This is a genomic window from Acinetobacter sp. ANC 5600, assembly GCF_002018395.1.
In the GTDB taxonomy this organism is placed as follows: Bacteria; Pseudomonadota; Gammaproteobacteria; order Pseudomonadales; family Moraxellaceae; genus Acinetobacter; species Acinetobacter amyesii.
The window spans coordinates 552,702-578,509 of sequence record NZ_MVKW01000001.1 but is presented as its reverse complement, the minus strand read 5'-3'; the positions used below and the strand labels follow the sequence as shown (position 1 = coordinate 578,509).

The 25,808-nt window shown below is 40.6% G+C and carries 18 protein-coding genes and 8 tRNA genes; 19 read left to right on the top strand and 7 right to left on the bottom strand.

The window, feature by feature from the left end:
- Positions 1 to 148 precede the first annotated feature (148 nt).
- The gene (locus B1201_RS02910; RefSeq protein WP_078192255.1) at positions 149 to 4,663 is read left to right on the top strand and encodes an Hpt domain-containing protein; all 4,515 of its coding nucleotides are present in this window, start codon (positions 149 to 151) and stop codon (positions 4,661 to 4,663) included.
- Positions 4,664 to 4,666: 3 nt separating this feature from the next.
- A complete protein-coding gene (locus tag B1201_RS02905) occupies positions 4,667 to 5,134 on the top strand; it encodes a hypothetical protein (protein WP_078192254.1) in 468 nt (155 codons plus the stop codon).
- 69 nt (positions 5,135 to 5,203) lie between these two features.
- On the opposite strand, the gene dapE is transcribed toward B1201_RS02905, so the two are convergent.
- The 3 genes from dapE to B1201_RS02890 form a co-directional block, all read right to left on the bottom strand.
- On the bottom strand, positions 5,204 to 6,337 hold the full coding sequence (gene dapE / locus B1201_RS02900) for a succinyl-diaminopimelate desuccinylase (protein ID WP_078192253.1): 1,134 nt from the start codon (positions 6,335 to 6,337) through the stop codon (positions 5,204 to 5,206).
- A gap of 122 nt (positions 6,338 to 6,459) precedes the next feature.
- Positions 6,460 to 6,609 (bottom strand): entericidin A/B family lipoprotein, encoded by a 150-nt coding sequence (locus tag B1201_RS02895; protein WP_078191053.1) that lies wholly within the window; start codon positions 6,607 to 6,609, stop codon positions 6,460 to 6,462.
- A gap of 164 nt (positions 6,610 to 6,773) precedes the next feature.
- Complete coding sequence (locus tag B1201_RS02890; protein WP_078192252.1) at positions 6,774 to 7,637, bottom strand: DUF1853 family protein; 864 nt, start codon at positions 7,635 to 7,637, stop codon at positions 6,774 to 6,776.
- Positions 7,638 to 7,725: 88 nt separating this feature from the next.
- Between B1201_RS02890 and B1201_RS02885 the strand changes: the two genes are divergently transcribed.
- The 11 genes from B1201_RS02885 to B1201_RS02835 all read left to right on the top strand — a co-directional run bounded on the left by B1201_RS02885 (position 7,726) and on the right by B1201_RS02835 (position 10,562).
- Entirely contained in the window at positions 7,726 to 8,160 is a 435-nt protein-coding gene (locus B1201_RS02885) for a YbaN family protein (RefSeq protein ID WP_078192251.1), read from the top strand.
- Complete coding sequence (gene elsL / locus B1201_RS02880) at positions 8,153 to 8,647, top strand: cell wall-recycling L,D-carboxypeptidase ElsL (RefSeq protein ID WP_078192250.1); 495 nt, start codon at positions 8,153 to 8,155, stop codon at positions 8,645 to 8,647. Before B1201_RS02885 ends, elsL begins: the two co-directional genes overlap by 8 nt.
- Before the next feature lie 461 nt (positions 8,648 to 9,108).
- Positions 9,109 to 9,184 (top strand) — tRNA-Val (locus B1201_RS02875).
- Positions 9,185 to 9,213: 29 nt separating this feature from the next.
- A tRNA-Asp gene (locus B1201_RS02870) sits at positions 9,214 to 9,290 on the top strand.
- A 47-nt stretch (positions 9,291 to 9,337) separates the two neighbouring features.
- Positions 9,338 to 9,414, top strand: a tRNA-Asp gene (locus B1201_RS02865).
- 21 nt (positions 9,415 to 9,435) lie between these two features.
- A tRNA-Val gene (locus tag B1201_RS02860) sits at positions 9,436 to 9,511 on the top strand.
- Between the two features lie 13 nt (positions 9,512 to 9,524).
- Positions 9,525 to 9,601: transfer RNA gene (locus tag B1201_RS02855), tRNA-Asp, on the top strand.
- Between the two features lie 31 nt (positions 9,602 to 9,632).
- Positions 9,633 to 9,708, top strand: a tRNA-Val gene (locus B1201_RS02850).
- Between the two features lie 44 nt (positions 9,709 to 9,752).
- A tRNA-Asp gene (locus B1201_RS02845) sits at positions 9,753 to 9,829 on the top strand.
- A gap of 98 nt (positions 9,830 to 9,927) precedes the next feature.
- A tRNA-Val gene (locus B1201_RS02840) sits at positions 9,928 to 10,003 on the top strand.
- Between the two features lie 97 nt (positions 10,004 to 10,100).
- Positions 10,101 to 10,562, top strand: a complete 462-nt coding sequence (locus B1201_RS02835) for a DUF2750 domain-containing protein (RefSeq protein ID WP_078191441.1) — start codon at positions 10,101 to 10,103, stop codon at positions 10,560 to 10,562.
- A 56-nt stretch (positions 10,563 to 10,618) separates the two neighbouring features.
- Here B1201_RS02835 and B1201_RS02830 read toward each other — a convergent pair whose 3' ends face one another.
- The 4 genes from B1201_RS02830 to yccS all read right to left on the bottom strand — a co-directional run bounded on the left by B1201_RS02830 (position 10,619) and on the right by yccS (position 17,200).
- Positions 10,619 to 11,389: a YdcF family protein gene (locus tag B1201_RS02830; protein WP_078192249.1), complete on the bottom strand. Its 771-nt coding sequence runs from the start codon at positions 11,387 to 11,389 to the stop codon at positions 10,619 to 10,621.
- A 104-nt stretch (positions 11,390 to 11,493) separates the two neighbouring features.
- The gene (locus B1201_RS02825) at positions 11,494 to 14,196 is read right to left on the bottom strand and encodes a PepSY domain-containing protein (protein ID WP_078192248.1); all 2,703 of its coding nucleotides are present in this window, start codon (positions 14,194 to 14,196) and stop codon (positions 11,494 to 11,496) included.
- 189 nt (positions 14,197 to 14,385) lie between these two features.
- Entirely contained in the window at positions 14,386 to 14,946 is a 561-nt protein-coding gene (locus B1201_RS02820; protein WP_078191438.1) for a YcxB family protein, read from the bottom strand.
- Between the two features lie 85 nt (positions 14,947 to 15,031).
- Positions 15,032 to 17,200, bottom strand: coding sequence for a YccS family putative transporter (gene yccS / locus B1201_RS02815; protein WP_078192247.1), 2,169 nt, complete (start codon positions 17,198 to 17,200; stop codon positions 15,032 to 15,034).
- A gap of 135 nt (positions 17,201 to 17,335) precedes the next feature.
- On the opposite strand from yccS, the gene B1201_RS02810 reads away from it, so the two are divergent.
- The 6 genes from B1201_RS02810 to B1201_RS16920 all read left to right on the top strand — a co-directional run bounded on the left by B1201_RS02810 (position 17,336) and on the right by B1201_RS16920 (position 25,659).
- On the top strand, positions 17,336 to 18,538 hold the full coding sequence (locus B1201_RS02810; RefSeq protein WP_078192246.1) for a multidrug effflux MFS transporter: 1,203 nt from the start codon (positions 17,336 to 17,338) through the stop codon (positions 18,536 to 18,538).
- A gap of 641 nt (positions 18,539 to 19,179) precedes the next feature.
- Positions 19,180 to 20,451 (top strand): DcaP family trimeric outer membrane transporter, encoded by a 1,272-nt coding sequence (locus tag B1201_RS02805; protein WP_078192245.1) that lies wholly within the window; start codon positions 19,180 to 19,182, stop codon positions 20,449 to 20,451.
- 629 nt (positions 20,452 to 21,080) lie between these two features.
- The gene (gene gltS / locus B1201_RS02800; protein WP_078192244.1) at positions 21,081 to 22,322 is read left to right on the top strand and encodes a sodium/glutamate symporter; all 1,242 of its coding nucleotides are present in this window, start codon (positions 21,081 to 21,083) and stop codon (positions 22,320 to 22,322) included.
- A gap of 63 nt (positions 22,323 to 22,385) precedes the next feature.
- Complete coding sequence (locus tag B1201_RS02795) at positions 22,386 to 23,861, top strand: alanine/glycine:cation symporter family protein (RefSeq protein ID WP_078192243.1); 1,476 nt, start codon at positions 22,386 to 22,388, stop codon at positions 23,859 to 23,861.
- A gap of 242 nt (positions 23,862 to 24,103) precedes the next feature.
- Complete coding sequence (locus B1201_RS02790) at positions 24,104 to 25,096, top strand: patatin-like phospholipase family protein (protein WP_078192242.1); 993 nt, start codon at positions 24,104 to 24,106, stop codon at positions 25,094 to 25,096.
- A gap of 386 nt (positions 25,097 to 25,482) precedes the next feature.
- On the top strand, positions 25,483 to 25,659 hold the full coding sequence (locus B1201_RS16920) for a hypothetical protein (RefSeq protein ID WP_171263721.1): 177 nt from the start codon (positions 25,483 to 25,485) through the stop codon (positions 25,657 to 25,659).
- Positions 25,660 to 25,808 lie beyond the last annotated feature (149 nt).

Genomic DNA, 25,808 nt, shown 5'->3' with positions numbered 1-25,808 from the left:
TGTAGTACCTTAGCTGCGGCTAGGGTACTGCACCGATTACAGATAACACATCGATAAGGTGAACTTAACGTCACAGTTAAGTCTTAGGTGATGGTTACAATTAAGTTTGAGCAACCTTCTTGGTGGCAAAACATAAGAAGCCTTAGCTATGAAAGAAATATTAAAAAATTTAGTTGAAACAACTACGCTTCCTGAAGATAGTTATCTTGATCAAGATGCAGAAATTTTAGAGATTTTTGTTGAAGAAATAGAAGAAATCTTTGAAGAGCTGGCGGGTTTATTTACAACTTGGTTGGAAAATCCACAAGATAAAGACACTTTAACGACGATTCGTCGTCATTTCCATACCCTGAAAGGTTCAGGTCGTATGGTCGGGGCAAAATCGGCGGGTGAAACTGCATGGGCAGTTGAAGATACGTTGAACCGTGTCATTGCGGGTTCAGTACAGTTAACGCCAACCGTTCAAAAGTTTGCACAAACAGTTTTAAATGTTTATCAATATAAGCTCTATCCACGGTTTAAAAATGTTGCCGAATTGGATGTTGATTTACGCCCATTGGTTTTAATGGGGCAACAATTACAACAAAATATCAGCCTTGAGCCTGCACTCGAAGAATTATTAAAACTGGCAGATCAATTAAAATCTGAAGATGGTCTCACTGGTTTAGAACTGACTGATGTTGAAGCTAAAGCACCTGTAGAAGTGCTTGAAAGTACGATTGATGTGGTCATTGAATCAGAATCTGTTGTTGAGCAAGTGGATGCAGATGCATCACTAGTCGAAGAAACAGTGAGCATTTTTATTGAAGAAGCTGAAGAACATCTACAAACGATTGATCAGTTCCTCCAATCTGATGATAGTAAATCACAAGACTATAATGGTTTAATTCGCGCGCTACACACCTTACGTGGTAGTTCGTCAATGGCGCAAATCGAAGAGATTTTTGAAGCCAGTTCAAAAGTTGAAAACTTATTCAAAACCTTATTACAAGACGAAATCGTATCGAGCTCGAAAGAAACTGCTTTATTGATTCAATATGCTGAATTTGTTCGTGATTATTTACACGTGCTGCGTTCAGGAGATAAGGCAAATCTTACATCTATTTATGAAACCTTCAAAGCCGCTTGGGATGATTATGGTTTTGCTAGCCAAGATCAATTGGCGCCTGAAGATAATCCACAAGGTTTGGTTTCTAAACTAATCGAATTAAATATTGATCAGTTATTGGATGCTGAATTTGAGTTTGATAAACGTGCCCTTGCTGAATTCCCAGACTATATTCAACAGCTCAGTCAGCAAGCTTTAGAGTTGATCGAACATACGGATAATCGTGCGTCTGTTGGAATCCATGATTTCACAACTCAACTGCGTGCAGCGTATCAGTCTTTAATTGAAAAGCCTGAATTACTCCATGCTGATTATGGTTATGAGTTATTTGCGCAAGCACATCAAGAGTTCATTCACTTATTTGACACTTTAGCTGCGGGTCAGCGTGTAGTGTTAAGTGAAGAGGTTCAGCGTTTCTTAAATGAGCTGACTGCATTTGTTCAACAAGACATTGAAGCAGTTGCAGCGACGACAACACCAGAAGCCCATGTAGTTGCTGAACCTGTTGCCACTGTAGAAGATAAAGCCGCTGTTGCAAATACAACAGCAGTAGACTTTGCACAATTAAGTCAGCGTATTCAACTTGATCATCAACAGATGCAAGCGGCGGATGCGAATAATGACTTTGATGAAGATCTTTTAGGGATCTTTATTGAAGAGGCAGAAGAATTATTGGTGGGGATTGATCAAGACCTCAGTACTTGGACACGTGATCAGACCAATACTTCAGCTTTGAATAATTTAATGCGCTATTTGCATACCCTAAAAGGTGGTGCAAATATGATTGCCGCGTCTCATGTGGGTTTAATTTCGCATGAATTGGAGTCGATTTATGAGCGCATTATTCGTCAGCAAATTTCGATTACGCCTGCGTTAATTCAAATTATTCGTTTAGTGCAGGATGATATTTCAGATCGTATTCAAACCATTCGTGACCAAGGGATCGACTACTCAGCGAATAATGTGATCGATATTCTCAAGAATATTCAGTCAATTGTGGCAGGAGAGCGTTCAGAACCTGTTGCATTGGCTTCGGCCCCTATTTCAGCTGAAACTGAACAAACAGCAGTAGAACCAGATGTATCGGTGTCAGGGCCGATGGATGTTGCTGAAGACACTGCAGAAGCAGTGGTTGAAGCTCAAACGACTGCTCACACTGAGTCTGCTGTTGAACATCTTGAACATGCGGTTGCTGAACATGTTGAGCATCCAGATGACGATCTACGTTCTGTCATGGAAGAAACCTTCCTTGAAGAGTCTGAGGAAATTCTTGAACATGCCGTTCAATTATTAAATCAATGGACTGAACAACGTAGTGACCGTAACGTATTGCTTCAATTACAACGTGCTGCCCACAGTATTAAAGGTGGAGCGCGTATGGTTGAAAATGAACCTGTTGCTGCAATTGCATATCAACTTGAGACGACGTTTGAGCATTTCGCGGTTCATCATTTCAACTCAAATGCATATGACGGCTTACTCAAAACGACTTTGGCATGGTTAAAAGAAGCGATCTTCAACCACGACTATAGTAATTTTGACAGCATCAAATTGAGCTTAGAGTCCATTCAATATGTGGATGTTACGGTTCAACTGCCAAACCGTGTTGCAGAATTGGAACAAGGTATCGTCAGCAAAGGCTTTGAATTTATTCAGGGTGATGGTGTTGAACCGCCATCGATGTTGGGTGAATGGTCTGAAGCCAATTCTTCTGATAACAGTAATGAGATGATTCGTATCTCGGCTGATCTCGTCGAGAAGATGATTGACTTATCAGGCGAAAACTCGATTAACCGTTCACGTATTGAGATGGACTTAGGTCAGCTAGGCAATACCTTGAATGAAATGGAGTTAGCAATTAAGCGACTTGCTGACCAGTTACGTCGAATGGATGGTGAGCTTGAGTCACAAATTATTGCCAAACATGGTTCTGAAAATTCACGCTATGCGGATTTCGACCCATTGGAGATGGACCAATATTCATCGATTAACCAATTGTCAAAATCTCTAGCCGAATCTGCGTCGGATTTGGTTGACTTCAAGAGTACTTTGGCAGAAAAAATCCGTGATGCGGAAGGTTTGTTATTACAACAATCACGTATTCAGTCAGAAATTCAAGAAAGTCTGATGCGTACCCGTTTGGTGCCATTTGATCGTTTGTTACCACGTTTACAACGTATTGTGCGTCAAACTTCTTCGACCTTGAACCGTCCTGCAGAATTGATTGTTCAAAATACAGAAGGTGAATTGGACCGTACGATCTTAGAGCGTTTGGTGACACCATTTGAACATATGCTGCGCAATGCGGTCGACCATGGTTTAGAAGATACTGCTGACCGTTTGGCTTTGAAAAAGCCAGAAGTAGGTAGCATCGTCTTGAACATTAGTCGTCAGGGTACTGATGTACTGGTGTCTTTCAGTGATGATGGTAAAGGGATTGATGAAACCAAAATTAAAGACAAAGCCTTAAAACTTGGTTTAATCAAAGCGGATCAGTTCCTCGATAAACAAGAAATCTTGCAATTGATCTTCCATCCAGGTTTCTCAACGGCACAATCGGTAACGCAAATTTCGGGTCGTGGTGTTGGTCTGGATGTGGTGCAAAGTGAAATTAAAGCCTTGGGTGGTCATGTTTCCGTTGAGTCTGAGTTAGGTAAAGGGACGACCTTTACCATTCGTGTACCAACCACAGTAGCGGTCAGCGATGCCTTGATGGTGAAAGCGGGCGATCAGCAATATGCGATTTCATTAGCGCAAATTGAACGTATTGTCCGTATTGCACCTACGGCACTCGAAACTTACTTCAATAGTAAGGATGACGTGTTTAAAATTGACAACACCAATTACAAACTACGTTATCTATCAGAGTTTGTGGGTAATCAGCCAATTCCACGTTTAAATAATGTCGGCCATTCATTGCCTGTACTACTAATTAAAGGCAACAGTGGTCAAACCATTGCTTTATTGGTCGATCAGCTGGTGGGTTCACGTTCTCAAATCGTGGTGAAACCAATTGGTCAACAATTTACCAGTGTAGCCGCGATTGCAGGTGCCACGATTCTAGGTGATGGTCATGTATGTTTGATTTTGGATGGGCAAAATATTGCACGTCAAATTCAAACTACGCAGCGTGTTAAACATTCAGCTGAACAGCGTGATTTGGGCCGTCAAGCCAATGCGCGTCGTTTAGTGATGATTGTCGATGACTCGGTAACTGTACGTAAAGTGACTTCACGCTTACTTGAACGTCAAGGTTATGACATTGTGACAGCGAAAGATGGTGTGGATGCAATTGAGCAGCTTGAAAATGTCCGTCCAGACTTGATGCTACTCGATATTGAAATGCCACGTATGGATGGTTTCGAAGTGACAAACTTAGTTCGTCACCATGACATTCACCGTGAGCTGCCAATCATTATGATTACATCACGTACAGGTGAAAAACATCGTGAGCGTGCATTTAGCTTAGGTGTGACTCACTATATGGGTAAACCATTCCAAGAAGCTGAATTGCTTGCCAATATTGAAGCTTTAATTGCAGAAAAGCAGGGGTAATCTATGAGCCAAAATACTGTTTCTCAGATTGTCAGCGATAAAATTGATCAACAGGAACTGCAACATCTCATTACGGTATCTACCGGATTTATCGATGCATATATCATTGATTGTCATGGTAAAGAGCCAATGTTGTTGCCACAAAATATTGTGCTATCAGCGCTCGATAGTGCAACCAAGGTTCCTTTTGTTGAATGGCATGAATTGAAATTGCCTGTTTTCTCAGTCAATGATCCTGCCAAAAATCAGGGTGTGGCTTTGGTGATTGAAGGTGATGATGTTGGGCAGCGTTTTGCACTGATGTGTAATGAAATGCCGAAAACCATTCGTCTGCGTATTTCTGAAGTGGTTGATGAAGAAAAAGCTGTGAAAGACGCCAATATTTTCCAATATGTACGCATGGCCGATCAGGTATTTCATATTCCAAATTTAGCTAATATTCAAAACAGTATTGGGCTTCAAGCAGCTTAATATTTGCAAAACGCGATATAAAAAAAGGAACTCAATGGAGTTCCTTTTTTTTGACTATGCAGGGAATACTTAAGCCAACAGGTTTTCTAAAATCTTTTCGTAAATTTCAGAAAGTGGTTCCAATTCTGCCACATTAACGTGTTCATTGATTTGGTGAATCGTGGCATTTAAAACACCCAGTTCAAGCACCTGCGCACCTGTAGGCGCAATGAATCGACCATCAGAAGTACCACCACTGGTCGAAAGTTCAGTTTCAGTCCCAGTAACTTCTCGTATAGCATCACGTGCGGCATTCACTAACTCACCGACTGGGGTTAGGAATGGAAGACCAGATAACGTCCAAGAGATGTCATATTCAACGCCATGACGATCTAAAATTTCCAAAGTACGTGCTTTGAGTTCATCTGCCGTTACTTCAGTTGAATAACGGAAGTTAAACAGTAGGTTCATCGTGCCCGGAACAACGTTGGTTGCACCTGTACCGGCATTAATATTGGAAATTTGGAACGACGTTGCAGGGAAGTATTCGTTACCATTGTCCCACACGGTATCGCAAAGCTCTGCCAGTGCTTTTGAAGCAGTATGGATTGGGTTGATTGCTAGATGTGGGTAAGCAACGTGCCCTTGTTTACCTTTAACCGTTAAATTGGCATTTAGCGAACCACGACGACCATTTTTAACAATATCGCCGAGTGTGTTGGTGCTAGATGGCTCGCCCACCAAACACCACGTCATTTTTTCATTACGCGCTTCTAAAGTTTCAACAACTTTAACTGTCCCGTTGATCGAAGGACCTTCTTCGTCAGAGGTAATGAGAAATGCAATAGAGCCTTTATGATTTGGATGCTTTGCAACGAAACGTTCTGAAGCTACAACCATAGCTGCCAACGCTGTTTTCATATCTGCGCTGCCACGACCATACAGTTTACCGTCGCGAATTTCAGGAATAAATGGGTCAGAACCCCATGCATCCAAGTTACCCGTAGGTACTACATCAGTATGACCTGCAAAGCAAAATACTGGTGCTTCAGTCCCTTTACGTGCCCAAAGATTATCTACATCATCAAAACGCATATTTTCAATGTTAAAGCCAATCTTGGCTAAACGTTCCGCCATAATGTTCTGGCAGGTATGGTCAATCGGTGTTACCGAGGGTTGGCGCAGTAATTCTAGGCTGAGATCAAGAGTTGCTGTTGAGGTCATGCTAAATACAGAAGTCAAAAATGTCGCAATATAATAGGCGAATCGACAAGCGAAGGGAAATTTAGACGTAAAAAAACCCTATTTAAAAAATAGGGCTCTTTTATAAATTCTTGGGAAAGAAATTAATTGCGGCGAATTTCTTCCGAAGTTTTCTCAGCAGTATTGGTTACAGCATCTCCAGCTTTAGATACGTCTTTACCAACACCTTTTACTGTATTACAACCTGTCAGTACAAAAGCAACCATAAGTGATGCAGCTAAAATTTTTTTCATTGAATGTAATCTCCATTATGAAAGAATAATTTTTAGAGGACTAAATTATTCTGTTGTGAGATTTAGATTAAAAAATAGGCTTATTGAACAGTAGGTAGTTTTTATGGTGGTTGAGTAAATAAATGTAATTATCTATCAGGCTTTATATTTAGTATTCCGCCATTTCAAGTGGTTTGAGGCAAAACTAAGCGTGGTAATCTATACATATAATAGCTTTCATCGCTGTCCTTTTTATATAAACCATCTGTCCACCAATGTGCAGTTTTACTTGTGGGTTGCTGCCGTACGCAGATCCATTCATGTCGTTGTAGGCGATAGTAACCTTGACTTATGGACGGAATGACATGTCCCCATTGACCTATTCTGCGCGCAGGATTGACCCAGTTTGGCAATGTGTTGGTACACTGAATAGGTAAATATAATTGACCCTTTAAAACGCAATAGCGTTGTTGAATCTGCTGCTCAAGTGCTTCATCAAATTGGAATTGTTTTTGGGTAAAATGATTAAGCTTTCGAGCCAAAGTATCACTACGATTTAAGCCATGCCAATAGGGTAATTGAAAATCGCGCTCTGCTAGATAGTATTTTAAAGCCACTTCCCAATGTTCAACTTCACCACTTTCAGTATTTTTTAAAACAAAGTCGAGTTCACCTACTGTACGAGGGCCGTCAATTTTTTGAATGCTATGTCCGAGTAACTGGTAGGGATGGTATGGGTGATCGAGAAGCCAAAACCATATAAACATTTCGAAACGTAAACCAAGGCGAGTACTTTTTAATTTTTGTAAAAATTCTACTAATGCACTTGGGTGTTGTTCGAGTTGTTTTAAACGGGGAAGGTAGGCTTCAAAATATTTATGCCAAAGCTCGTTTGGATGAAAATGAAAGGGATAGCGGATTTCGAGTTCATTGGGAATTTGCTGCAGAATATTTGGGCTAGCAATACAGAAAGCCAATTGGCGAACTAAGGGCTGTTTAAATTGCAACCATGGCTCAAAATAAGACGACGTTGTCGGGGCTACAGCCATATTGAAACCTTTTGAATAATGCAGAATAACAACGGATAATTGTTAAAAACATCTTATACTACCTGAATTGAAAGTTCAGGGTAGCGGTATGAAGACGTTGTTTTGGCGAAGCTTAGTGGTTGTCTTTGTCATTTTAGGCTTTATAGGGGCTTTATTGCCGGGAATGCCCACGACAGTCTTCTTAATATTAGCGGCATGGGCGGCTTCAAAAGGTTGGCCTCAAATGGATGCTTGGTTGTTGAATCATCCTAAATATGGGCCAACCTTACGCGCTTGGCGCGAAAATGGCACAGTCCCACGCAAAGCAAAATGGTTTGCATCGATCATGATGTTTGTGAGTGGTATGATTATGCTTTTTACATCAGCACCGATTGCCGTCAAGATTTTCACTGACTTAACCATGTTGATTGTTGGCATTTGGTTATGGACACGACCAGAGCCAAATAAGATTAGGACTATTGAACATTCGCCGCAGACTAAACCACAAGATAAAGATAAGCAGAAAGAGCAAGAGCATGTCTGAATATACCCAAGATCAAGCAGATATCCTGATTAACTTGAAAGATCAAACTTTAACTTTGCCGAAACTGAATAAGTTTTACCTCATTTCATCGGGTAAAAATGGCATTGGTGAGCAGGAAAATAGTGGCAAGACGCCACGAGGCTGGCATCAAGTGGCTGAAAAGTTTGGTGGACAACAACCTCAAAATGCAGTTTTTAAAGCACGTCAGTGGACCGGAGAGGTTTACGACGAGCAACTTGCTGCATCACACCCTGATCGGGATTGGATTTTATCTCGAATATTATGGCTCAGTGGTTTAGAACCCGGCTTTAATGCAGGTGAGGGCTGTGATACTTATCAACGTTATATTTATATCCATGGCACACCAGATCGCGAGCCTATGGGCATACCGATGTCACATGGTTGTATTCGCATGCGAAACAGCGATGTTGTAGAACTTTATCAATTGATTCCATTAAATGCTTTGGTTTACATCACTGAACATTGAACACGTCGTTAAAAGCACAAGCCATGAAAGCCGAAATTCATGACATCAAACCATGGTTTGAAGAATTAAAGTGAGTTTGAAAGGCGTTTTTTTGTCAGGACTTTTGTCAGGACTAATGCTCGTAAACTAACAGAAAATCGTGTTTGAATGTATTTTGTACACTGTGGTGTTTTAGAATGTAGGATGTGTGGTGAATTAATCGTCGGTTCGCTCAATGATTAGTTATGAGTCCACGCGAAAAACTGTTTTTTATGTGAATGATGCAGAATATAAGTCATATTTTTAGTAATAAATTTACAGGTTTATAGCTAAAAAATGTTCAAAAATACTGATTTTTCCGCAATATAACTTATTTTTTAATCACTCAAACAGAAAAAGTGGAAAAGAGTTAGAAAAGCGTTTGACAGACCGTGAGGATTCTCTATAATGCACCTCATCAAACGATGAACATGTTTTGAAAAGGGCGCTTAGCTCAGTTGGTAGAGCGTCTGCCTTACAAGCAGAATGTCGGCGGTTCGATCCCGTCAGCGCCCACCAAACCTTTTCAGTGTTAAGATATTTAGAGTGCAGCGGTAGTTCAGTTGGTTAGAATACCGGCCTGTCACGCCGGGGGTCGCGGGTTCGAGTCCCGTCCGCTGCGCCACTTTAAATCTTAATTCGTTTGAACCACAATAGCGACATTGTGTAAGTGCAGCGGTAGTTCAGTTGGTTAGAATACCGGCCTGTCACGCCGGGGGTCGCGGGTTCGAGTCCCGTCCGCTGCGCCATTTACATGATAGACCTTTTGAGGGCGCTTAGCTCAGTTGGTAGAGCGTCTGCCTTACAAGCAGAATGTCGGCGGTTCGATCCCGTCAGCGCCCACCATATTTTTTGCGATGCAGCGGTAGTTCAGTTGGTTAGAATACCGGCCTGTCACGCCGGGGGTCGCGGGTTCGAGTCCCGTCCGCTGCGCCATTACAAAGAATATAATTGATGTACCCTTTGAGGGCGCTTAGCTCAGTTGGTAGAGCGTCTGCCTTACAAGCAGAATGTCGGCGGTTCGATCCCGTCAGCGCCCACCATATCTTTTAAGATATAGGTTGTGTTTCGAAAGAAACTACGTGATGCAGCGGTAGTTCAGTTGGTTAGAATACCGGCCTGTCACGCCGGGGGTCGCGGGTTCGAGTCCCGTCCGCTGCGCCATTTATCTTAAAAATCTCTGTTCAAGAGAATGCCTTTAGAAAAATCTTTGATTTTTCTCTTGCGCTCAGACAAAGCTTCGCTTTGTTACTCTTCGCTCAGGGCGCTTAGCTCAGTTGGTAGAGCGTCTGCCTTACAAGCAGAATGTCGGCGGTTCGATCCCGTCAGCGCCCACCATATTCTTCTATAGAAACTTCTTTCCCCAAAAGCTTGCCTAAATTTTCTGATTTACATAGAATCCGCTCTATAATAATTTTAATATTGTATGTGATCTATGAGAAATCCATATCAGCGCAAGGCAGCGTCTAAAACTCAAACTACAAATTACAATCCTCAAGAAACCTATAAACAATTTATTGAAAATATGGTCGCTCAAGGTGGCGTGATTGCGTTATATCAAGATGGTTGGGCACTTTGTGCGACACCTACAGGTCAGCGTTCCTTCGCCATTTGGCAAAATCGTGGTTTGGCACGTTTATTAATTAAAGACAATTGGTCCAATTATGAAATTCAGGAAATTTCATTAAAAGACTTTATCGAAAAAGTCATTCCGTTTTTACGCAGCGAGAGCACTACGGTATCTTTAGATTTAACCCCAGAAGGGCAAAATATTTTGGTTGCGCCTGAAAAGATGCTGTTAGATATTAAAAATTATTTATATCAAGTCTATCAACAGCGCCCAGAAATCTTTGAAAACCTTAAAATTCCTTTGCCACGTAGCATTCGTTTAAATTAATTGTTTATTTACAGCATAAAAAAGCCCTTGTTTACTGATCAAACAAGGGCTTTTTTTTAATATTCGTTAAGTACAAAACCGCTCAAAAAAGCAAAATATTCACGTAGCCAAGAGTTGTAGCGGATGTACAGCGGTGTAGGCGCTGCAATGGTATACACCTGTGTATAGCCTAACTTTCGTGCAATTGCTTTTGCACGTGGAAGGTGAAAGTCACTACTGGCAATTGCTATGGGTGTATCAAGCGAAATTTGATGTTGTTTTAAAATCTTTTTACTATTGATCAGGTTGAGTTCTGTACTGGTACTTTTACTTTCTTCATATATGCCTGCCGCTGAAATGTCATAGTGTTGAAGTAAATAGCGCTTCATGACAGAAGATTCGGTCATTTTTTCATTAAAGCCTAAACCACTGGTCATGATCATAATAGTATTGGGTTGTTGCAAGGCATACGGTGCTGCGGCATCGAGACGTGCCTTTAAGGTCGGAGAGGGTTGACCATTTTCAATACCACTACCCAAAACGATGATGGCTTGGACGGAAGTAAATGGCTTGGATTGCTGGCTATTGAAGTGTAAATACGCAAAAAACAGTAAAAGGCTCAATAGCCAAAGCCAAAACAACCACCATGTAGCACGCCAGAGCCTTTTGAGTTTAGGGTATTGATCTAAAATATTGTGGATTTGGGTTGAAAATAGTCCGGATAAAATAAAAATACACCCAATGACTAAGGGTAAAAGGATGCCTACATGAATTTTATCTAATGTAAGTAACCAAATGGCATCTACGCAGAGCAGCAAGCCTACACAAAGCAGTAGTATTCTTTTCATGCAAAAAATTAAAGCAGTATTCGTATTTGGCCTAAGTATAGCGTGAAAAAAACCAGACACGAGGTCTGGTTTTTAGTTGGGACTATTTATGAGTAAACATCTTATTAATAAACATCACGGCGGTAGCGCCCAGCTTGACGCAGTTCAGCAACAACGTCTTCACCTAATATATCAATCAGTGCGTGGTCAACGTCCGTTGCCATACCGTTGATACTACCGCAAACGTAGATCACGGCACCTTGTTCTACCCATGATTTTAATAAGGTCGCATGGTCACGTAGCTCATGATGCACATAGCGTTTCTCCGCTTGATCACGAGAGAAGGTGAGGTCTATGCGTTGAACTAAGCCTGTGTTTTGCCATGCTTTAATGATGTCTTGATAGAAGAAATCATGTGCGCGTTGACGCTCACCAAAAATCAGCCAGTTTTGCGTATAGCCTTGACGAACGCGTGCATGTAAAAGACTGAGTAAACCTGCAATACCTGTACCGTTACCAATACAAATCACAGGACGATTATCTGCAATTAGATGGAATGATTCATTGGTGCGAATACGCAGTTGTAGTGTGCTATTAATCGCTGCATGTTGTGTTAACCACCCTGAGCCTAAGCCAAGTTCACCCTCTGCATTGGATTGCTGACGCACCACTAAGCGTAATACTTGCTGACTTGGAATACTGGCAATGGAGTATTCACGAGTTGGAAGCGGTGGAAGCTGTTCGAGCAAATGATCAAGATTGGCAAAGGGTTCAACATCCGTATTTAGGTTACGATCCCATAATGCATCTTCAATGCGTTGCTGAGTAGAATCAACCACTTGCTGACTTTGAATTTGGTACTTTTGCATGAAGTTTGCAATACGTTCAGCACTATTACCCGGCTGAATCTCTGCAATATCACCCGCTTGCCAGTTGGCTTCATGTTGCGGTTTTAACTCAATATTAAATGCAGGTGCACCTAAACTGTTCGGGTTGAGTAAATCACGTTTGGTCAATGTCCATGCATCAAAAGTTTTTTCAATTTGCATGTGCTGAAGTTCAAGTTTAGTCGCTTTGGCTAAAGCACTATTCCATGCTTGAATGGCTTGGGTGTCGCCATTATTGACTTCAATCGTGTCAAACAGGGGCTTCGCAGCATTACTTTGCATCCAGCGATGAATCGCATGACCAAAGCTACAGAACGTATCCGGATATTCTTCAGAACCTAAAGCTAATACGGCAAACTGAACATGACTCAAATCGAGGCTTTGTGTCATCAGTTTACGTTCAAAGCTTGAAGCAAGGTCAGGTGCTTCCCCAGTGCCATAGGTACTTGCAACAAATAAAACCTGAGCGGCTTGCGTTAAGTCATCTGCTGAAAGTTGCTGAACAGCTTTCACTGTGACAGGCTGACGAGCCTCTTGTAAGCTTGTTGCTGTACGCCATGCCAATTGTTCAGACTGACCTGTTTGTGATGCATAGCAAATTAACCAAGGCTGTGCATTTGGGTCGATGGTAACTGGTGCTAAGCTTTGACGGGCTTGCTGTGTCAGTTTTTTCTGTTTACGACGTTTGAGATAGAGCATCCATCCTGTGACAAAGAACAGCGGCATCATGAGGGATGCAATAACCACAAAGAACTGATAAATCGGTCCGAAGAAACTACCGCGATGTACAGGCAACATGCTGGTCATGATTTTTTCATTTAATTTTTTATCTTCGTATAACTCGATATCGGTAAGAGCATCCTTTTTGTAGTTATAAGTCGCTTTGTTGCGAGCACGCTCATGTTGAGGGACGGCATCCACAAAGTTAATTTCTAATTCACCATTGGCTTTTTTCGGAATATTAAAAGTAACACTTGAGTATTCACGACCAATATTTTGATTAAAGCCATTCCAACTTTGCGTAAGGGCAATATTCACTTGTTCTGGTTTTAGACCACGTTTTTCTCCGCGACCTTCAGCGCCATGTTTATTTTCTTGAGCGCCGTGTTCAGAGGGACCAGAAGTTGCAGGGTTACTTTCAGAACGTGCTCGGTGTTCACCACGAGTTTGTCCTGCTTCAGTGGCTTGTTTTTCACCATCTTGCTTTGCACCCGCCTGTTCAGCAGATTGCCCATTCGGTTTTGGACCTTCTTGTAACTGGGGCTGTGGACGTTCAACGCCCATGACTTTAAACATGCCATTACGCCACCAATCATAAGACCAGTACAAACCTGTACATGCCAAAATGAGATAGAAAATAATCACCCATGTGCCGACGACTGCATGTAGATCCCATAGGAAATTACGACCTTTGAGCTTTGGTTTTACTGCAAGCCATTGTTTTACAGAATGTCTTTTGGGCCAACGCAGATACAAACCACTCAATACGAAATAAATCAGCATCAGTGTACATGCGCCGGTAATTTGTTTACCTACAGGGCCAACAGTTAAATTACGGTGTAGTTGCTGTACAAACTGGAAGAATTTTTGACCTTTGATTTCAGGTAAAACTTCGGCTGTATAGGGGTTAACCATCATGTTATAGCCACGACGAGCACCTTCTTTGACAATATTCACGGTACTTGAGGTGGTAGCATCTGAGGCAATAGAGATGCTGTTAATTTTCATGTCAGGATCAGACTGACTAAAGTGCTGATAAAGCTCAGCAGGGGTTAGTTTAGGCTGCTGTTGAGCCTGAACCACATAACTGTCCTGATTGATTGCTTTAAGTATTTGCTGTTCATAGGAATAAATGGCACCTGTAACCCCCATAAGCGAGAGTATTAAGCCGGCACTAATCCCCAAGAACCAGTGAATCTGGAAAAGGGTTTTCTTAAACATGATGGATTTAATATTGATAAAAGGTTGCTGAATTGCGACGAATTATAAACGATGATGTAGTAGAGAATGTGGAAAAAGTAAGTAATATTCATTCTCATTATTGTAATTATCAATGATCATTCGAAAATTAAACAGATAAAAAAACCTCCAAAAAGTGGAGGTTTTTTTATACATAAATGTCTGTTTGGCTTAAATTGCTTTAGCTGGGCCTACAGTTTCATTTAAGTGTTTACGAATGGTCGAAAATGGAAACTTCTTGCTATCCATACGTTTAGGCAAGATGTATGCGCCGTCTTGACCCTTTACTTTAAAGTTCAAAAGGATGAAGTCTTTGGTGTCATACCATTCATGAATGTCTTTCCAACCGACAGTCATCGTCCCCATGTTTGCGCCCATACGTTGCTGCATAGAGATCCCATGCGGCTGAACACCCATACGGATGCCTTTAATTTCTTGAACAGGGACTTCGTTCAGTTTGCGTTTCGCATACCATTCGATACCGAATTTACGCACAAGGAAGTAAATCACGACACAGACAATAGCTACCCAGCAAAATACTGTTGAATAGTTCTTAATAAAGATGAGGCCCAAGAGTGCCAGTGCCAGAATTGCACCCATAATTAGCCATGCTTTTTTGCCAATTTTGAAGTTACTGCGAGACAGAACAAGTTGAGCATAACGTTGTTCTTCTTCAGAAATTTCATAAGCCACTGGCTCTAGCGTGTAGGCGTATAAATTTTTTGCGGTCATAGTGAAAGTAACAGATTTAAAACTGTAAAAAGTTTAGCATTATTTATACCAATTCAGTGAGTATATTGTTCCAAAATCATCCAAATTATAGCGAAGCCAGTTCAGTCGATGCCTGATCATGCTCATGACTTAGATTTTGTTTCAATTGGCTAAATTGGTTCAACACGTTAAACATCAAAGAAAGCTGTTGTAGCACAATCAAGGATTTTTGATCTTCCTCACTGTTTTGTGACAAACGCTGACGGATTTCTTGCAACATATTTTGCGCCGTTAAGTCCGGCACTTCGTCACGTAGTAATGCACCTTGAATGTCATCCGTGGCTTTATCCAATAAGGTTAAGACCTGTTGATCTTGAATTTTTTCACGATGCGCACCCAAGGCTGCGATATAACTAATAAAGGTATGATTGAGGCACAAAAACTCAAAGGCTAAAGCTTTTTGAGTCGGATCGGTATCGGGTTCGGTAGCTAAGGTGGAAATCAGTGAAGCTACTTCTGCATCGGTATTATGGGCTGCACGACGGACCACACGATAATTCAACCCGTTATTACGACCAGATTTGTATTGTTCAACCACTTCGGCCAAATAATCACACTGCGCTTGAATCGAACGGCTGATGGTTCGAGGCAGGCGACGGAATTTCCAATCTGGGAAAATGAAACTCACACCAAACCATGCCAAGGCACAGCCAATCAGTGTATCAATCATACGCGGCATAGCTGCGGCAAAACCCATGCCATCTAAGTTAAAGTTGATCAGCGCCAAAATGGTAATAAATGCAGTGGCTTGTGCATATTGCTTACTACGTAATTCAAAAAACAACACGCCACTTAAAATGAGCAGTAATAGTTGACCTTCGACAGAAGGGACAAAATATAAAATCGCATAACCTAAAATAATCCCGACCAAGGTGCCAATGATACGTAAATATAGGCGACGTTTGGTGGCGTTAAAGTTCGGCTGGCTGACAAACAGGGCGGTCAATAAAATCCAATAGCCATAACTGATATTGGTCACTTGGACAAAAATATAACCAATAAATAACACGGTCGATAAACGCACAGCATGACGGAACAGCACCGACTCTGGACTCAAATGTTGTTTGAATCGAATGACGATATCGTCCCAACCTTTTAAATCATCATCTTTTAAACGATTTTCAATCAGGGTTTGTCGGTCAATATAACGCTCGGTTTCGACGTTGCGTAATTGCGCATCGATGCCTTTTAGGTTTTGGTATAAAGCAAATAAAGAATTGATCCAAACTTCATCGTATTTTTGCTCTTCACGCAGCTTTTCGAGTGACAATTTAAGATTGTGGAACGCATGTTTAAAACGTTGATTATGATGATAAGGTTTTCGCTGTAAGATGCTGATACTTAAATCTTTACAGGCTTTACCTTGAATCGAAAGCACACGTTGAAAGCGAAATAAAATATCACTATGTTCAAAAATACGGGTCAATTTTTGATAATCAATATGCGCGGAATCGGCACGTTCATGAATGTCTTGCGCGACAAAATAATATTGCAGGCTACGACGCGTATCTTTTTGTCCACGGTCACCTTTTAAACGTGTTAATAAGGCTGTTTTCATATCGTTGAAAATGCCAATTAATTTGCCATTTTCTAGCGATAGCTCAATCAAACTTTGCTGATAACTTTCTGGTGTCATATCGACATCAAACAAGTTAGATTTTGCAAATAAGAAGTCACCTAGAGACGAATAGCTTTGGGCCAATTTGTCCTGAACTTGACGCACAGGAAACAGCAGAAAGCTCAAAGTCGAAAGCAGTCCGTACCACATCGCACCGATGACCAATAAACCTGCTTGTGTATACCAATTTTCAAAAAGTTCAACCCCTAGCATGGAATACACGGAGATCACCAGACAGCCATAAGAAATGGTGGCATAGCGACGACCCAATGAACCCAAAAGAATCCAACCGATACAAGACACAATCAGCCCCAATGCAAATAAGATCGGATGCGGGAACAACAGATAAATGGATACCGCAGTAACAAAGAACCCGATATAGGTATAAATTTGATTGAGCACACGGACTGAAAAGCGGTCATCGATATCACTTAGACCAGCGGCAACCACACCCAAGGTGAGGGGAATGGTCATCAATTGCTGATCTAAAAAATATGGGACAAAGGCTGTTCCTGCGAAGGCAATGACCATGCGCAAGTTATACATAAAGGTCGTGTTATAGGTTGCTTGTTTCAGTCGTGCGAGCCAGGCGTTCAAAATTTTTCCTTTGCTAAAGCGATGGGGCAGTAAGCAATGTGTATCGTGTGAATTTTCACATTGAAGCCAAGAAATAATACTATGTGCAGTGTAAACTTGTCTGCAAAACTTGCTTGCGATAAATGAATTATTCTTATGAAAAGCGTCGAATCACAAAAGGAATTTTCTCAACGCTGGATTGTCTTGTTGGCGTTGCTGACTGCTTTGGGGCCACTTTCAATCGATATGTATTTGCCTGCTTTACCTCAAATGGCTGAAGATTTTGGTGTCACGACACAACAAATGGCCAATAGTCTTCCAGCGTATTTCTTGGGTTTGGCGATTGGGCAGTTAATTTATGGGCCAGTCAGCGACCGTATTGGGCGTAAAACACCGCTATATTTCGGTTTGGTTTTATATATTTGTGCCGGTTTTCTGTGTGTCTTTGCCAATAGTGAATGGAGTTTGATCGCTGCTCGTGTTTTGCAAGCGTTGGGTGGTTGTGTCGGTGTAGTGATTGCCCGTGCTGCAATTCGTGATCGCTTAAGTATGCAAGCTTCTGCTCAAGCCTTTGCCAGCATGATGATCGTGACAACAATTGCACCAATCATTGCACCTACTTTAGGCGCATGGGTTTTGCAGGTGTTTGAATGGCAATACATATTTGCGGTATTGGTACTTGTCGGTATTTTTTGTCTTTTCTGCGTACATTTTTTCTTTCAAGAAACCTTGCCTGTTGAGCGACGCTTAAACTTAAGTTTAAAACAAGTCTTAGGTTTATATGGTGCGATTTTGCAAGACGAAACCTTCCGTAAACCGATGCTCACAGGCTGTTTTTCTGGCGCAATTTTATTTTGTTATATCAGTGGCTCATCTGCCATTTTAATGGATGGTTATGGTCTGAGCCAACAGCAATTTGCTTATGTATTTGGTGCGAATGCTTTAGGGATTATGGTGTTTTCGACCCTCAACAAGAAACTTGCAAATCGACTGGATGTTCGCCATCGATTGCACTTGGGTAATGCACTTCAATTATGTGGTGTGCTGATCTTATTGGTGGCGGGGCTATTTTATCTTTCATCTATCGTTGTTGTAATGTTTGGCATGTTCTTATGTGTTGCTTCAATCGGCTTCACTGGGCCAAATGCCATGGCATTGGCGATGTCTGAACAAGGCTCACGAGCTGGCACAGCCAGTGCAATCATGGGAAGTATGCAATTTGCCTGTGGTCTAATGGCTGGAGTGTTTTTGAACTTTTTAGTATGGTCAGCGCTCATCAATATGGCCGTGATTATGTTGCTGTTTGTGGTTATTGCAATGTTCACCATACGTAGTTTAAAAGCTTCAGCCATGGGTTGAACTGAATGCAGGTGATGACTATAGCTGGTTTGACTTAAACGTCAGTCATCAATGTCCATATATTTTTGATGAAATATGTGTGTCATTCATTATAAATGTTCATCATCATAACGATGAATGATTGTGCTATTTTCCCATTGTGAGGTCAGTTTCTATTTTCTCGAAACTTATATCTAAGAAATCATCCACTTGAAAATAATTAATGAAACTGCGCATCATTGTTGTCTTAATCTAAGGAAATAGAATAATTATTAAATAAGTATTATTCGCATTAAATACATTACGTTATGCTGGATAAATACATTGTGAATGTCTCTATCGGTAATATGTCGGATTTTATCGTTTTTATTGCATACCTACAGGGTATGGGTTTTTACCTTTAAGGTATGAATATTGAGATTTTTTGCCATCTGAATCGGCTAAGTCCGAATTTTAACTAAATATTTCAGTCTAATTTCAGTAATGGATTCAGGTTTCTTGCTTTTTGCTTTCAAGTATTTCGTTATTGGGGGCTACAAGTTAAGGCTTTAATGCGACTAAAGCACGGATATGCAGCTTGAAATTTGTCCGCTCAAATAGCTGAATAACAAAGCACCCGGATTTAGGGTATACAACAATGACAGGACAATAGAGAGCTTAGGATGAAAACTCAAACTGTATTCCACCCAATGAAAACCCTTGTTGTTGCCATGAGTTTGGCAACGGTATCAATGGCTCATGCAGGCAGCAATACTTCTGAAATTGAACAATTACGTGCAGAAGTTGCAGAACTGAAAAGTTTGATTAAAGCGCAGCAGCAAGTTCAACAACAGCAACAAACAGAGATTCAGCAAGTTAAAGCGCGTCCTGTTGCACCACCACCGCAACCAGCTACTCCAGCTGCAAGCTTAAAATCTAAAACAGGTGCAGATGTAAGTCTTTACGGTTTTGTTCGTGGTGATGCGAACTATATTATTGAAGGTGCGGATAACGACTTTAATAACGTACATACGTCTAAAGAAGAAGCACGAGATAAACTTCGCGCAACTGCAAAAACCACACGTTTTGGTTTAGATTTTACAGCACCTGTTGGTGGTGATGATAAAGTGGGCGGTAAAATCGAGGTCGATTTCAATGGAAGTGGCGAAACTATTCGTCTACGTCATGGTTATTTAACCTTTAACAACTGGTTATTTGGTCAAACGACATCTAACTTCTTGTCTAGTCATGCACCAGAAATGATTGATTTCAATACAAACTTGGGTGGTGGTACTACACGTATTCCTCAAGTTCGTTATAACTACAAGTTAGCTCCAGATACTCAATTATTTGTTTCTGCGGAAGAAGGGGATAGTAAAGGGACTGTTGCTGCAGATCCGACGTATCGCCTTCCAAACTTAACTGCCAAAGTGACTCAAGGTTTTGCTGCTGGGAAAGGTACCGCTTCAGCTCGTGCATTGGTTGAAAACTACAAATCTAAAACTGCGGATGATACAGAAACAGCTTGGGGTGTAGCAGCGGGTGCATCTTATGCAGTGACTGATCAATTGAAATTGAATGGTGATGTTTCGTATACAGAAGGCAACAGCAACTATTTATATGGTTCTAACTCGGCTTACTCTGTGGTAGATGGCAACATCGAGCAAAACAAATTCACTGCTGTACAAGTGGGTGCAACTTATAAGTTTAATGAAAAACTACGTTCGACTTTAGCTTACGGCGCGCTATTTGCGGATGATGGCAGCGCGTATGCGAGAGATGCATCTAACTCAAATGCGAATGATGAAGCACAGCAAGCTTGGATTAACTTTATTTACGCACCTGTAAAACCAGTTGAACTTGGCTTAGAATATGTGAACGGTAAACGCAAAAACTTTGCGGGTGAATCTTATAACGATGACCGCGTTGGCTTAATGGCTAAATATAGCTTCTAAGCTCAAATCATCGATCAGAATCGATCAAAAAAGCCTGACTCAGTTCAGGCTTTTTTGTTTAAAAAGGGGATATATCAACGCAAATGAACTCACAGTACTAAGTAGATGGATTCACTAAATCGCCTGAGTCATGATGTTGTACTGGTTAAAGCAGGCGTTGAACCACGTCCTACATGGGCAGCATGTTCAAATCTTTAATATTTTATATAGATAAAAAATGCGAATACATTTTAGTAAAAACAAAGAGATATAACTTTAAATTATAGTAAATAAAACTTTTTGTAATTAAAATTAATGAAATTTCTCTGTTCTCCACGCATAATGTGCGACTTTTCTAATCAGCATTTGATTTTATGTATTTCATCTATGATCTGAATATTGTAGTAAGTGTTGGTTTAGTAAGCATGAACTGCTTTTATGGATTTGTTTTGTCGAATTGAGTTTTCACTTCTTTTAACTCAGGCATACATATTTGAATCAGATGATGAATATTTATGATTGGCAATGAATAGCTGGTAGCCTGATTTATTAGTTAAATTTACAAATTGGAATTGTATTTTAATTAATAAACGCTACTAATTTCTATTAATTGGACTAATAAATATTCTAACCATTTTGGACAAATTATTATGGAATTTAGCTTTAACGCATTTTATACCTTAATTGCGGCGGTGATCGTTCTTTTATTAGGACGTTTTCTGGTAAATAAAATCAGTTTTTTGAGGCGTTACAATATTCCTGAGCCCGTAGCTGGTGGTTTGGTTGCTGCAATAATTTCATTGGTTGTACATAGCATTTGGGGTTATAGCATTACTACGAGTAGTGAATTACAAACCAGTTTTATGCTGATTTTCTTCGCATCCATTGGTTTAAGCGCAAACTTTGCCAAATTGAAAGAAGGAGGAATTGGTCTTGTTATTTTTCTGGTAGCCGTTGCTTCTTTCATTGTTGTGCAGGATGTCGTTGGTATCAGTCTTGCCACTTTATTGGGTATTGATCCACTGATTGGTTTGATTGCAGGTTCAATTACGTTGACAGGTGGTCATGGTACAGCTGGTGCATGGGGTGAAATTCTTGAAGTTGAACACGGTATACAAGGTGCATTAGCTTTAGGTATGGCAAGTGCAACTTTTGGTTTAATCATTGGTGGTATTATTGGTGGACCATTAGCTAAGTTGCTAATTAATCGTTATCACCTAGCAACTCCGCGCACGAATGAGCAAATTGAGCGTAGTGATAACACACCACTAGCTGATATTAATTCAACAGAATATGTACCTTTTGAATATCCACATCGTGTTCGTTTAATTACCGCAGATAATGCAATTACGACTTTGGGCTTATTTGCTGGCTGTTTAGCATTTGCTGATTTTATGACGGCTTTCAGTAAAGGTACGATGTTTGAATTACCGACATTTGTATGGGCTTTAGCTGGTGGTGTCATTTTACGTAATGTATTAGAAGGTATTTTCCGCGTACAAATATTTGATCGTGCAATTGATGTATTTGGTAATGCTTCATTATCACTGTACTTAGCAATGGCACTATTATCGTTAAAACTATGGCAGCTATCAGATCTTGCAGGACCATTAGTTGTGATTTTGGGAGCCCAAACATTAACAATGGCACTATATGCTGCGTTTATCACTTTCCGTGTAATGGGCAAAAATTATGATGCTGCGGTTTTAGCGGCGGGTCATTGTGGTTTTGGTATGGGGGCAACACCTACCGCAGTTGCAAATATGCAAGCCATTACCAATATGTATGGTCCATCTCATAAGGCTTTCCTAATCGTTCCTTTATGTGGCGCATTTTTTGTTGATTTGATTAACGCAACAGTTATTCAATTAATTCTTAAATTCTTTGCTTAATTTAGAAAGGCTCTTCAGAAAAGAGCTTTTCATACTTTTGACCATTTAAAACTAGGGTTGAATATGAATGAACAATTAAATGAAACCCTGTTGGGGTGGATTAAAATTTTTAATGACCCACTTTGGGATTTCCTTGTTGTCTTCTTGGTTGCTGTTGGTATTTTTTATACCTTAATCACTGGTGCAGTTCAGATTCGTCTATTTTTTCATAGTATTAAAGTGATGAAATCTAGCCGTAAAGAAGGCGATGATGATCATGGGATTACACCATTCCAAGCCTTTGTGACTGGACTGGCAAGTCGTGTCGGTGTGGGTAATGTCGCAGGTGTTGCAATTGCGATTGCAATTGGTGGGCCGGGTGCAGTGTTCTGGATGTGGTTTACCGCATTTTTAGGCATGAGTTCTGCATTTGTGGAGTCTTCACTTGCACAGCTCTTTAAAGTGCGTGATACGCAAAATCAGCAATTCCGTGGTGGTCCAGCGTATTACATCACGCAAGGCTTAAAGCAAAAGTGGTTGGGTGTGGTTTTTGCCATTGCCCTGATTTCAACCTATGGCTTTGTGTTTAATGCAGTACAAGCCAATGCCATTACGGGTGCAACTTCACATGCTTGGGGTTGGGATAAAGCCAATCTAGTATTGAGTTTGGGCAGTTTTAGTTTTGAAATTTCATGGGTAGGTTTATTCCTTGTCTTTATAACAGCGCTGATTATTTTTGGTGGTATTAAGCGTATTGCAAAAGTGGCAGAACGTTTTGTTCCATTTATGGCATTACTTTATTTGGCAGTCGCGCTCTATATCGCTTTTGCTAACTTTGCAATCTTGCCTGATATCTTCCAGTTAATATTCAGCAAAGCATTTGAGTTTGATGCTGCGGCTGGTGGTTTCTTCGGTGCTATGGTTTCTATGGCGATGATGCAAGGCATTAAGCGTGGATTATTCTCAAACGAAGCGGGTATGGGTTCTGCTCCGAATGCTGCGGCAGCATCAGATGTTAAACACCCGGTCAATCAAGGCCTAGTTCAGATGCTCGGTGTCTTTGTCGATACATTTGTGGTGTGTACCTGTACGGCGATCATTATTTTGGCATCTGGCTTGTATGAAAATGCAGGCTTTGAGGGTGTTGCTTTGACGCAAATGGCGCTTGAAAGCCAGATTGGCGCATGGGGAGATGACTTCCTTGCCATAATCTTGTTCTTATTCGCTTATTCTTCAGTAATCGGTAACTATGCTTATGCTGAAGGTAATGTGCAGTTTATCAATAACAATCCTAAGGTCATGTTTATATTCCGCGTAGTCGTCCTCATGATGGTGTACTTTGGCTCAATCATGAGTGTGCCACTGATTTGGAACTTAGCGGATCTCTTCATGGGCGTGATGGCGAGTATTAACCTCTTTGCGATTTTATTGCTGACGCCATTCTTATTGATGCTGATGAAAGACTACACCTCACAGTTAAAACGGGGTGTAAAAGAGCCAGTATTTAAAATGGATGAACATCCAAAATATAAGGATCGCGTTAATTCCGATATTTGGTAAAGTCAAAAATTAACTTTAAAAAGCTCCGTTATCGGGGCTTTTTTTGCTAGATAAGGGCTTGAATCCTGATGTGGAAATTCTGCTAGACACTGAAATTTTGACAGCCAATGACTTTCTAGGTTGTATGTCAATATAATGTGCATCGGTCAGAGGCATTAACGAATAATAACAGTGACGTGAATGTGGACTGATTAGACTACTTTTTCTCTTCAAATCTCGAGTTGCATTTGGAATATCTCTCAATGAAAAGCATAACTGTTTTGATGACTGCATTCGCAATCAGCCTTGTAGGTTGTCAAAGTGTGGGCTCAAAAAAGGTCAGCGCTGAAATATCCACACAAATTCGAACTTATACAGCAGCACCTGCTCAAGTGGCGAATAACCGCATTGACTTTAAAAAAGTGAAAAAGCAGGAAAAGCGTCCGATTGTTGCGTTGGTTTTAGGGAGTGGTGGGGCACGTGGTTATGCACACATAGGCGCCATTCAGATACTTGAACAGCAGGGAATACACCCAGATTTTATTGTTGGAACCAGTGCGGGTAGCATTGTGGGTTCAATCTATGCTTCAGGTAAAAGTGCCAATGAGTTAAGAGATATCGCCTTAAATATGAAAGCCAATGATGTTCGAGAAATACGTTTGGACAAAAAAGGGTTTTTTGACGGTAAAAAAGTTGAAGATTATATTAATGAGCAAGTTGATGACGTGCCTTTAGAGTTGCTAAAAACCCCAATGTATGTGGTGGCAACCGAGTTAAAGGATGGCAAAAAAGTCGTGTTCAACTATGGTAATACGGGACAGGCCGTTCGTGCTTCGGTGTCGATTCCGAGCATGTTTATTCCAACGATTATTGAAGACACTGAATATGTCGATGGTGGCTTGGTCAGTCCAGTTCCTGTGGACGTTGCACGCGATTTAGGGGCAGATATTATTATTGCGGTGGATATTTTGGCACGACCAATTCATACCGAAACGTCGAATGTTTGGGGCTTGTTTAACCAAAATATCAATATTATGCAAAATCGTTTAGCTCAAGAAGAGCTCAAGCGAGCAGACATTGTGATTCAACCTGATTTACGTGAAAAAGCACATATATTTGATGTGAAAGGGCGTGAAGCGACGATGCTTGCAGGTGAAGAGGCAACCTTGGAAAAACTTGGAGAGATTTCTCGGGTCTATGCTGAACATCAATATAGCAAGGGACATCATATTCCTTATTTAGCAGCCAAAGACTAGGCTGATACGATTCGCAAATTTAAACGCATCCTGTTCACCTAGCAGGGTGCATTTTTATTTCAGCAAAGCATTTTAATTTTTGCTCTCAGCTTTTCCCATGCTCAATAGTATCCAGTAATCATTAATATATTGGATGTTGATTGGTTTTAGGTCTTAATCACAAGATTTGCCAAATATAAAAATCGTAATGATAAGAAAATATACAGTTAATTATTTGAAATTAATTAATAAAATCATATTAATTGGTTTTACGTAGATTTTAAGAGTATATACCTATATTAGCGTTTTTATTCATGTGCTTACGTTTACCCACACTGTTGAAGTGTTTAGAATATCATCAGGTTATTAATACTTAAAACCAATAAATATTTTAAAGGTGGCTGTAGATGAAAACGCTTGATGTAGGACAAAAAGTAAAGCTTGCGATGATGGAAGATAACGTATTTATTGTCACTCATGTACATGTAGATAATTCTTACACGCTAGAAAGTACCAATGATGGTGGACAAAAAACCAGCTATGACAACGTATCTTTCGAGATGTTAAAAGTCTTAGAAGATTAAGTTTAATGCCGTGCTATGTTGAATCGATGAACAACGCGTTTTAATGAATATGTTTTAAATATAAAACACAGCATAGCTTGGATTAAAAAAAACTGATAGATAGCGCGATAAATACTTGTTTATCGGGTGTATATCGTTATCGATATATA

What these genes read in the sequence shown, in the direction of transcription:
- dapE (WP_078192253.1), bottom strand. Translation starts at nt 6,337, where the DNA reads ATGACCTCAACAGCAACTCTTGATCTCAGCCTAGAATTACTGCGCCAA.
- elsL (WP_078192250.1), top strand. Translation starts at nt 8,153, where the DNA reads ATGTCTGAATATACCCAAGATCAAGCAGATATCCTGATTAACTTGAAA.
- B1201_RS02790 (WP_078192242.1), top strand. Translation starts at nt 24,104, where the DNA reads ATGAAAAGCATAACTGTTTTGATGACTGCATTCGCAATCAGCCTTGTA.
- B1201_RS02825 (WP_078192248.1), bottom strand. Translation starts at nt 14,196, where the DNA reads ATGTTTAAGAAAACCCTTTTCCAGATTCACTGGTTCTTGGGGATTAGT.
- B1201_RS02890 (WP_078192252.1), bottom strand. Translation starts at nt 7,637, where the DNA reads ATGGCTGTAGCCCCGACAACGTCGTCTTATTTTGAGCCATGGTTGCAA.
- B1201_RS02830 (WP_078192249.1), bottom strand. Translation starts at nt 11,389, where the DNA reads ATGAAAAGAATACTACTGCTTTGTGTAGGCTTGCTGCTCTGCGTAGAT.
- B1201_RS02820 (WP_078191438.1), bottom strand. Translation starts at nt 14,946, where the DNA reads ATGACCGCAAAAAATTTATACGCCTACACGCTAGAGCCAGTGGCTTAT.
- B1201_RS02795 (WP_078192243.1), top strand. Translation starts at nt 22,386, where the DNA reads ATGAATGAACAATTAAATGAAACCCTGTTGGGGTGGATTAAAATTTTT.
- B1201_RS02885 (WP_078192251.1), top strand. Translation starts at nt 7,726, where the DNA reads ATGAAGACGTTGTTTTGGCGAAGCTTAGTGGTTGTCTTTGTCATTTTA.
- B1201_RS02835 (WP_078191441.1), top strand. Translation starts at nt 10,101, where the DNA reads ATGAGAAATCCATATCAGCGCAAGGCAGCGTCTAAAACTCAAACTACA.
- B1201_RS02910 (WP_078192255.1), top strand. Translation starts at nt 149, where the DNA reads ATGAAAGAAATATTAAAAAATTTAGTTGAAACAACTACGCTTCCTGAA.
- B1201_RS02810 (WP_078192246.1), top strand. Translation starts at nt 17,336, where the DNA reads ATGAAAAGCGTCGAATCACAAAAGGAATTTTCTCAACGCTGGATTGTC.
- B1201_RS16920 (WP_171263721.1), top strand. Translation starts at nt 25,483, where the DNA reads ATGAAAACGCTTGATGTAGGACAAAAAGTAAAGCTTGCGATGATGGAA.
- gltS (WP_078192244.1), top strand. Translation starts at nt 21,081, where the DNA reads ATGGAATTTAGCTTTAACGCATTTTATACCTTAATTGCGGCGGTGATC.
- B1201_RS02895 (WP_078191053.1), bottom strand. Translation starts at nt 6,609, where the DNA reads ATGAAAAAAATTTTAGCTGCATCACTTATGGTTGCTTTTGTACTGACA.
- B1201_RS02805 (WP_078192245.1), top strand. Translation starts at nt 19,180, where the DNA reads ATGAAAACTCAAACTGTATTCCACCCAATGAAAACCCTTGTTGTTGCC.
- B1201_RS02905 (WP_078192254.1), top strand. Translation starts at nt 4,667, where the DNA reads ATGAGCCAAAATACTGTTTCTCAGATTGTCAGCGATAAAATTGATCAA.